The sequence below is a fragment of the Pseudomonas sp. 05T35 genome (genome assembly GCF_056396605.1).
In genome coordinates this window covers 1-8,372 of sequence record NZ_JBFTLU010000399.1, presented here as the reverse complement: position 1 = coordinate 8,372, position 8,372 = coordinate 1, and the positions used below count along the sequence as shown (strand labels likewise).

Sequence of the window (8,372 nt, the reverse complement as noted above, 5' to 3'; positions counted from 1 at the left end):
GCGTAGCAGTCCCATTTTCAGGGCCGCTTCGCGCCCCAGCGGGAGCAAGCTCCCTCGCCACAGGGATGTCGAAACGTCCGGCAACCGATTACAAATCCCTAACACTGCAATTTTCCTGACTGAGGCGTCAACGCGTAGAATGCGCCGCCCGCGCATCAAACCCCTTTGGACGCTTCGCCTGTGAATTCCGTGACTGACAGCCTCGCTGCTACCTCCCTCAACCGCCCGGCCCGGGTTCGCCTGGAGCTTAAAAGCCTGCTTGGCCTGGCGCTGCCGATCATGATCGCGCAACTGGCAACCACCGCCATGGGGTTCGTCGATGCAGTGATGGCGGGCAGAGTCAGCCCACGGGATTTGGCGGCGGTCGCACTGGGTAATTCGATCTGGATTCCGATCTACCTGCTGATGACCGGGGTTCTGCTGGCCACCACCCCCAAGATCGCCCAACGCTTTGGCGCAAAGCAGCACGACGAGATCGCGCCTCTGGCACGCCAGGCCTTGTGGCTGGCGCTCTGTGTCGGACTGACAGGCAGTGGCCTGCTGCTTGGCGCCGAGCCGATCCTGCACTGGATGAAAGTCGACCCGCAGTTGATTGAGCCGAGCATGGGCTACTTGCACGGTATCGCCTTCGGCTTTCCCGGCATTGCCTTCTACTACGTACTGCGTTGCTACAGCGATGCAATGGGTCGCACCCGTCCAAGCATGGTCATTGGCCTGAGTGGTTTATTGCTCAATATTCCAGTGAACTACGCGCTGATCTATGGCCATTTCGGCCTGCCGGCCCTCGGCGGCGTCGGTTGCGGCTGGGCCAGCGGCATCGTCATGTGGTTCATGGCGCTGAGCATGGCCGGCTGGACCCGCTGGGCGCCCTTCTATGCCCCCACGCGCGTGCTGGTGCGTTTCGATCGTCCGCAGTGGGCGGTGATCAAACGCTTGGTCGGCATCGGCCTGCCAATCGGTATCGCGGTATTTGCCGAATCCAGCATCTTTGCGGTCATCGCCCTGCTGATCGGTAGCCTCGGATCGACCGTCGTGGCCGGGCACCAGATCGCCCTGAACATCAGCTCGCTGCTGTTCATGATTCCTTATTCCCTGGGGATGGCGGTCACCGTACGGGTGGGGCAGGCATTGGGGGCCGGGAACCCGTATCAGGCGAGCTTCGCGGCGAAGGTTGGCCTGGGCGCGGCGCTGGTGTTCGCCGTATTCTCGGCGAGCCTGATTCTGCTTCTGCGCGAACCAATCGCCTCGATCTACACCGCCGACAAGACCGTCATCCAGATCGCCTCTATGCTGATCGTCTATGCCGCGCTGTACCAGTGTTCCGATGCTATCCAAGTGATCTGTGCTGGCGCACTGCGCGGTTACCAGGACACCCGGGCGACCATGGTCCTGACGTTGTTCGCCTATTGGGGGATCGGCCTGCCGGTAGGGTACGTGCTGGGATTGACCGACTGGTTCGGCCCGGCCAGCGGCCCGAGCGGGCTGTGGGAAGGTCTGATTGCAGGCCTGAGCTGCGCGGCGCTGATGCTCTCGATCCGCCTGACGCGCAGTGCGCGCAAGCGGATCCGCATCAGTCAGCGGGTTAACCGACGTTAAAAAAAAGGCCTGCAAACGCAGGCCTTTTTTTTCGGGTCCGTTAATCGGACTTCTTGCGAAGCTCGCGATAGGGCCATCACATTCAATATCAATGTTGATTGTTACACCGCTATCGCGAGCAGGCTCGCTCCCACATGGGGCCGGGTGAATCAGCGGGTTTTCGGTTTCTTTACGTCATGCCGACGCAAATGGCAGGTCACTTCTTCGCGGTCGTGGTACAGCTGTTTGCAGCCGATATCGACCCGAATGCCACGCGCCTTGAAGCCTTCTGCGATGCGCTCAAGCAAGCGCTTCACTTCGGCATAACGTTGCTTCATCGGCAGCTTCAGGTTGACCACCGCCTCGCGGCAATGCCCCTCGCCAATCCACTCTTCCAGCATCGCCGCGTTACGCGCCGGTTTCTCGACGATGTCGCAGACCATCCAGTCCACCGGTTGCTTGGGCTTGAAGGTAAAACCGTCCGCCATCAAGTGCTGAACCAGCCCGGTGTCCATCAGGCTTTCAGCCATCGGGCCATTATCGATAGCCGTCACCAGCATGCCGCGATTGACCAGTTGCCAGGTCCAGCCGCCCGGCGCGGCGCCAAGGTCGACGCCGGTCATGTCGCTGTGCAGGCGCTCGTCCCACTGATCACGCGGGATGAAGTGGTGCCACGCCTCTTCCAGCTTCAGGGTCGAACGGCTGGGCGCTTCACGCGGGAACTTCAGGCGCGGAATGCCCATCGGCCACATCGCCGAGTTGTTGGCTTCCGCCAGGCCGACGAACACTTCACGGCCGCTTTTGAAGGTCAGCAACAAACGCGGCTTGTTGGCGTCTTCCACCAGTTTGCCGGCGCCGCTCAGCGCCTTGCGCAGCGGGCCTTCGAATTTCTTGCAGAAGTTCGACAGCTCTTTGCCATCGTTGGTGTCGACCACTTCCAGCCACAGACTGCCGCACGTCGGGAAGCTCGCCAGATGCGCGAGGATCACGCTGATGCGGTCGGTTTCCGGCAGATTGATGAAGATCCCGCGAGCCCATTGGCGCGGGAAAATCAGCTCGGCGAAACGCTGGCCGCGCATCAGGCGCTCGGCACCGTCTTCTTCGGTGCAGACAAACTCGGCGCAGGCGCTGGCGGCTTTGGCCTTGGCATAACCGGCCACGTTCAGCCGCGCGGCGTGTTCGGAAATCTCGGAACAGACTTCGCCTTCGAAGCCCGGCCGGCAATGCATAAAGAGGGTGTTCATTCTTACTCCTGGGCAGATGGCGAGACATTCAACCACTGCGCGATGCCCAGACTTGCGTTGAAGCAAAGCCTGTCACGAAAACCGGCGCATGATAGCCGAGTTCGCAACGCCGGACTTGTCCATAGCGTCCGGTTATTAGCCTTAATGTCCAAACAGGGCTAGGTTAAGAACTCTGTCTGTCCCGCCAGTCCGTAGCCGTGCGGACCCAAAGGAGTCAATTCAATGCCGTCCCTCGATAGTCTGAAGACCCTTAAAACGCTGCAAATAGACGACAAGACCTACCATTATTTCAGCTTGCCGGAAGCCGCAAAGTCCTTGGGCGATCTCGACAAGCTGCCGATGTCACTCAAAGTGCTTCTGGAAAACCTGCTGCGCTGGGAGGACGAAAAAACCGTCACCGGCGCCGACCTCAAGGCCCTCGCCGCCTGGCTCAAAGAACGGCGCAGCGACCGGGAAATCCAGTACCGCCCCGCGCGCGTGTTGATGCAGGATTTCACCGGTGTGCCGGCGGTGGTCGATCTCGCGGCCATGCGCGCCGCCATGGCCAAGGCCGGCGGCGATCCGCAGCGAATCAATCCGCTGTCGCCGGTGGACCTGGTGATCGACCACTCGGTGATGGTCGACAAATTCGCCAGCAGCACCGCCTTCACCCAGAACGTCGACATCGAGATGCAGCGTAATGGCGAGCGTTACGCCTTTCTGCGCTGGGGCCAGAGTGCTTTTGACAACTTCAGCGTGGTGCCGCCGGGCACCGGCATCTGTCACCAGGTCAACCTGGAATACCTCGGCCGCACGGTATGGACCAAGGATGAGGACGGCCGCACCTATGCCTTCCCGGATACGCTGGTGGGCACTGACTCCCACACCACCATGATCAACGGCCTCGGCGTGCTCGGCTGGGGCGTGGGCGGCATCGAAGCGGAAGCGGCGATGCTCGGCCAACCGGTATCGATGCTGATCCCGGAAGTGATCGGTTTCAAACTCACCGGCAAGCTCAAGGAAGGCATCACCGCCACTGACTTGGTGCTGACCGTCACCCAGATGCTGCGCAAGAAAGGCGTGGTCGGCAAGTTCGTCGAGTTTTATGGCGACGGCCTCGCCGAGTTGCCGCTGGCGGATCGCGCAACGATCGCCAACATGGCCCCGGAATACGGCGCCACCTGCGGATTTTTCCCGGTGGACGAGGTGACACTGGAGTATCTGCGCCTTTCCGGTCGGCCCACCGCCGTGGTGAAACTGGTCGAGGCCTACTGCAAAACCCAGGGTCTGTGGCGTCTGCCCGGCCAGGAGCCGGTGTTCACTGACAGCCTGGCGCTGGACATGAGCAGCGTCGAAGCCAGCCTCGCCGGCCCCAAACGCCCACAGGACCGGGTGTCGCTGCCAAATGTCGCCCAAGCGTTCAYTGACTTCCTCGGCCTGCAAGTCAAGCCCGCCCGCCCCACCAGCAAGGAAGAAGGCCGCCTCGAAAGCGAAGGTGGCGGTGGCGTCGCGGTCGGCAATGCCGATCTCGTGAGCGAAGCGGACTACGAGTACGAGGGCCAGACGTATCGGCTGAAAAACGGTGCCGTGGTGATTGCCGCCATCACCTCSTGCACCAACACCTCCAACCCGAGCGTGATGATGGCTGCCGGGCTGGTGGCCAAAAAAGCCGTGGAGAAAGGCCTCAAACGCAAACCGTGGGTGAAGAGTTCTCTGGCGCCGGGCTCCAAAGTGGTTACCGACTACTACAAGGCCGCCGGCCTGACCCAATACCTCGATGAATTGGGCTTTTCTTTGGTCGGCTACGGCTGCACCACGTGTATCGGTAATTCCGGGCCGTTGCTGGAACCGATTGAAAAAGCCATCCAGAGCTCCGACCTGGCCGTCGCCTCAGTGCTCTCCGGCAACCGCAACTTCGAAGGTCGCGTGCACCCTCTGGTGAAAACCAACTGGCTGGCCTCCCCGCCGCTGGTCGTTGCCTATGCCTTGGCCGGCAGCGTGCGCATGGACATCAGCAGCGAGCCGCTGGGTGAAGGCAAGGATGGCAAACCGGTGTACCTGCGGGACATCTGGCCGAGCAGCAAGGAAATCGCCGACGCCGTGGCGCAGGTCGACACCGCGATGTTCCACAAGGAATACGCCGAGGTGTTTGCCGGAGACGCGCAGTGGCAAGCCATCGAAGTCCCGCAAGCGGCGACCTACGTCTGGCAGAAGGATTCCACCTACATCCAGCATCCGCCGTTCTTCGATGACATTTCCGGCCCCCTGCCGGTGATTCAGGACATCAGCGGTGCACGCATACTGGCGCTGCTCGGCGACTCGGTAACCACCGACCACATCTCCCCCGCCGGTAACATCAAGGCCGACAGCCCGGCCGGACGTTACCTGCGTGAACAAGGTGTGGAACCGCGAGACTTCAACTCTTATGGCTCACGTCGCGGCAACCATGAAGTGATGATGCGCGGCACGTTTGCCAACATCCGCATTCGCAACGAAATGCTTGGCGGCGAAGAAGGCGGCAATACGCTCTACATTCCGACCGGGGAGAAACTGGCGATCTACGATGCCGCCATGCGCTATCAAGCGGCGGGCATCCCGCTGGTGGTGATTGCGGGTCAGGAATACGGCACCGGTTCAAGCCGTGACTGGGCGGCCAAGGGCACCAACCTGCTGGGCGTCAAAGCGGTGATTGCCGAAAGCTTCGAGCGGATTCACCGTTCCAACCTGGTGGGCATGGGCGTACTGCCGCTGCAATTCAAGCTCGACCAGAACCGCAAGAGCCTGAACCTGACCGGCAAGGAGACACTTGATATTCAAGGGCTGACGGGCGTCGAGCTGACGCCGCGAATGAACCTGACGCTGGTGATCACCCGCGAGGACGGTAGCAGCGAGAAGGTGGAGGTGTTGTGCCGGATCGACACGTTGAACGAAGTGGAATACTTCAAGGCGGGAGGAATACTGCATTACGTGTTGCGGCAACTAATTGCTTCATAATGTCGCACTGACAAAAACACCGTCTTCGGACGGTGTTTTTGTTTGTGGGATTCTCGTCTCTATAATTCCGCGCCACTTGATGGGCGCTGCTCACAATGTTGTGCCCAGCCTCGCTCCCACAGTGGACCGAGTCACACTGCAAAATCCCGGAAACAAGGACTAAACATGATTGCTCTGCCATGGCTCTATCTGGCACTCATCTCCATCGGCTACGCACTGGCCCTGGTCTACAGCCACCTCGGCTGGCTGGCGGCCATTTCCGTCGGGTTGTTAGCGTTTGCCGGCTTTGCCGTTCGCCAACCACAAATCCAGGTCGGCCGCGTCCTGGGTCACGGCCTGTTCGTTTTCCTCGCGGTAGCGCTGGCCATGCACTGGCTTCCGGGTTTCTACAATGGTCGCGGTATCGGCCCGGAACGCTTCAGCRCGGATGCCGTGCCGTTTTCCATGTACCTGAATCTGGACAAACCACTGATTGGTTTCTGGCTGTTGCTGGTGTGCCCGTGGATTGTCGGTCGCCGCTCCCTGCGTCTTTCACTGTATGCCACCGCCGCGGCACTGACCTTGAGCGCGCTGGCCGCTCTTGGTGGTGCGCTGCTGCTGGGTATGATCAGTTGGGCACCGAAGTGGCCCGATCAAGCCTGGCTCTGGGTACTGAACAACCTGTTGCTGGTGACGCTGGTCGAGGAGGCGCTGTTTCGCGGTTACATTCAGGGTGGTTTGAGTCGCTGCCTGCAACACCTGCGCTATGGCGAACACCTCGCCTTGCTTGGCGCCACCTTGCTGTTCGGTCTGGCGCACTTCGGCGCTGGCTGGCAATGGGTGCTGCTGGCAAGCCTTGCCGGGGTCGGTTACGGGCTGGCGTACCGCTTCGGTGGGCTAGGGGCCGCCATCGCCACGCACTTTGGCTTGAACCTGCTGCACTTTGGCCTCTTTACCTACCCGATGCTGGCGGGTTGAGGATCAAGGAATGTGTGCCAGCGCTGAATATTGAAAAATAATTTCAATTTATTCCTGGCACTGCCGACACGCTGTCAAAGCCTTGCGGATTGAAAAAGCCATGCGTAATAACCAGCCCATTACACAACGCGAACGGACCTTTCCGGCTCAGCAACGGTTGATTTCCACGACCGATGCCAAAGGCGTGATCACCTACTGCAACGACGCTTTCGTCGAAATCAGCGGGTTTTCTCGTGAAGAGCTGATCCGTGCACCGCACAACCTGGTCCGTCACCCCGACGTTCCGCCTGCGGTCTTCGCGCACATGTGGGGCACACTGAAACAAGGCTTGCCATGGATGGGCATTGTCAAGAATCGCTGCAAGACCGGTGATCACTACTGGGTTAACGCCTATGTCACACCGGTGTTCGACGGCAATCAGGTGGTCGGTTACGAGTCGGTGCGGGTCAAACCCAGCGCCGAACAGATCCGCCGCGCCGAAGCGCTCTACCAACGCATCAATCAGGGCAAGTCGGCGATTCCTCAAACAGACAAGTGGCTGCCGGTGCTGCAGGACTGGTTACCGTTCATTCTGGTCAGCCAGCTGAGCTTCACGATCGGCGCCACACTCAACTCGCAGTGGGGTTTTGCGCTGGCCGCCGGGCTGTCCGTGCCGCTTGGCCTGCTGGGCTTGAGCTGGCAACAGCGTGGCCTCAAGCGCTTGCYGCGCCTGGCCGAGCAGACCACATCCGACCCGCTGATTGCGCAGATGTACACCGACAGCCGCGGCGCTCAAGCGCGCCTGGAAATGTCGATCCTCAGTCAGGAAGCCCGTCTGAAAACCTGCCTGACTCGCCTGCAAGACACCGCCGAGCACCTGAACGAGCAAGCTCGACAGTCCGACACCCTGGCGCACAAAAGCTCGACCGGCCTGGAACGTCAGCGCGTCGAGACCGAGCAAGTGGCGACCGCCGTCAACCAGATGGCCGCCACCACCCAGGAAGTCGCCAGCCACGTGCAACGCACCGCTGACGCGACCCAGGAAGCCAATCGCCTGACCGGTCGTGGCCGTGACATTGCCGGTGAAACCCGTGACGCAATCCAGCGCCTGTCGGTGGTGGTCGGTGAAACCGGCCTGACCGTGACCCAACTGGCCAAGGACAGCGACGAAATCGGTGGCGTGGTCGACGTGATCAAAGGCATTGCCGACCAGACCAACCTGCTGGCCTTGAACGCGGCCATCGAAGCGGCTCGCGCCGGCGAGATGGGCCGTGGTTTTGCGGTGGTTGCCGACGAAGTAAGGCAACTGGCGCAACGCACCAGCGAGTCGACCGGGCAGATCCACACCCTGATCGCCAAGCTCCAGCAAACCGCCAGCACCGCGGTGCAAACCATGGAAGCGGGTCACCGTCAGGCTGAAGAAGGCGTGGCACGGGTTCTGGAAGCCGACCAGGCACTGGTGGGTATCAGCGAAGCGGTGGCCAACATCACCGACATGACCACCCAAATCGCTGCCGCGACCGAAGAGCAAAGCGCAGTCGCCGAAGAGATCAGCCGCAACATCAGCACCATTGCGCAACTGGCTGACCAGACTTCGGAACAGGCACAGAACTCGGCGTTACTGAGTGAAGAGCTGACCAAAAC

General features: G+C 60.9%; 5 protein-coding genes. 4 read left to right on the top strand and 1 reads right to left on the bottom strand.

Annotation, left to right across the window (positions count from 1 at the left end):
• Nucleotides 1-180: 180 nt before the first annotated feature.
• A complete protein-coding gene (locus tag AC1DH9_RS23760; protein WP_427544740.1) occupies nucleotides 181-1,596 on the top strand; it encodes an MATE family efflux transporter in 1,416 nt (471 codons plus the stop codon).
• 149 nt (nucleotides 1,597-1,745) lie between these two features.
• Here AC1DH9_RS23760 and rlmM read toward each other — a convergent pair whose 3' ends face one another.
• Nucleotides 1,746-2,819, bottom strand: coding sequence for a 23S rRNA (cytidine(2498)-2'-O)-methyltransferase RlmM (gene rlmM / locus AC1DH9_RS23755; RefSeq protein WP_427544738.1), 1,074 nt, complete (start codon nucleotides 2,817-2,819; stop codon nucleotides 1,746-1,748).
• A 222-nt stretch (nucleotides 2,820-3,041) separates the two neighbouring features.
• On the opposite strand from rlmM, the gene acnA reads away from it, so the two are divergent.
• From acnA to AC1DH9_RS23740, 3 genes are all read left to right on the top strand, one after another.
• Nucleotides 3,042-5,792, top strand: coding sequence for an aconitate hydratase AcnA (gene acnA, locus AC1DH9_RS23750; RefSeq protein ID WP_477808884.1), 2,751 nt, complete (start codon nucleotides 3,042-3,044; stop codon nucleotides 5,790-5,792).
• Between the two features lie 165 nt (nucleotides 5,793-5,957).
• Nucleotides 5,958-6,749, top strand: a complete 792-nt coding sequence (locus AC1DH9_RS23745; RefSeq protein ID WP_477808883.1) for a lysostaphin resistance A-like protein — start codon at nucleotides 5,958-5,960, stop codon at nucleotides 6,747-6,749.
• 100 nt (nucleotides 6,750-6,849) lie between these two features.
• The coding region (locus AC1DH9_RS23740; RefSeq protein ID WP_477808882.1) for a methyl-accepting chemotaxis protein at nucleotides 6,850-8,372 on the top strand (1,523 nt) is incomplete at its 3' end.

Bases quoted from the DNA above. Each gene is read 5' to 3' on its own strand.
- rlmM (WP_427544738.1), bottom strand. From the start codon at position 2,819: ATGAACACCCTCTTTATGCATTGCCGGCCGGGCTTCGAAGGCGAAGTC.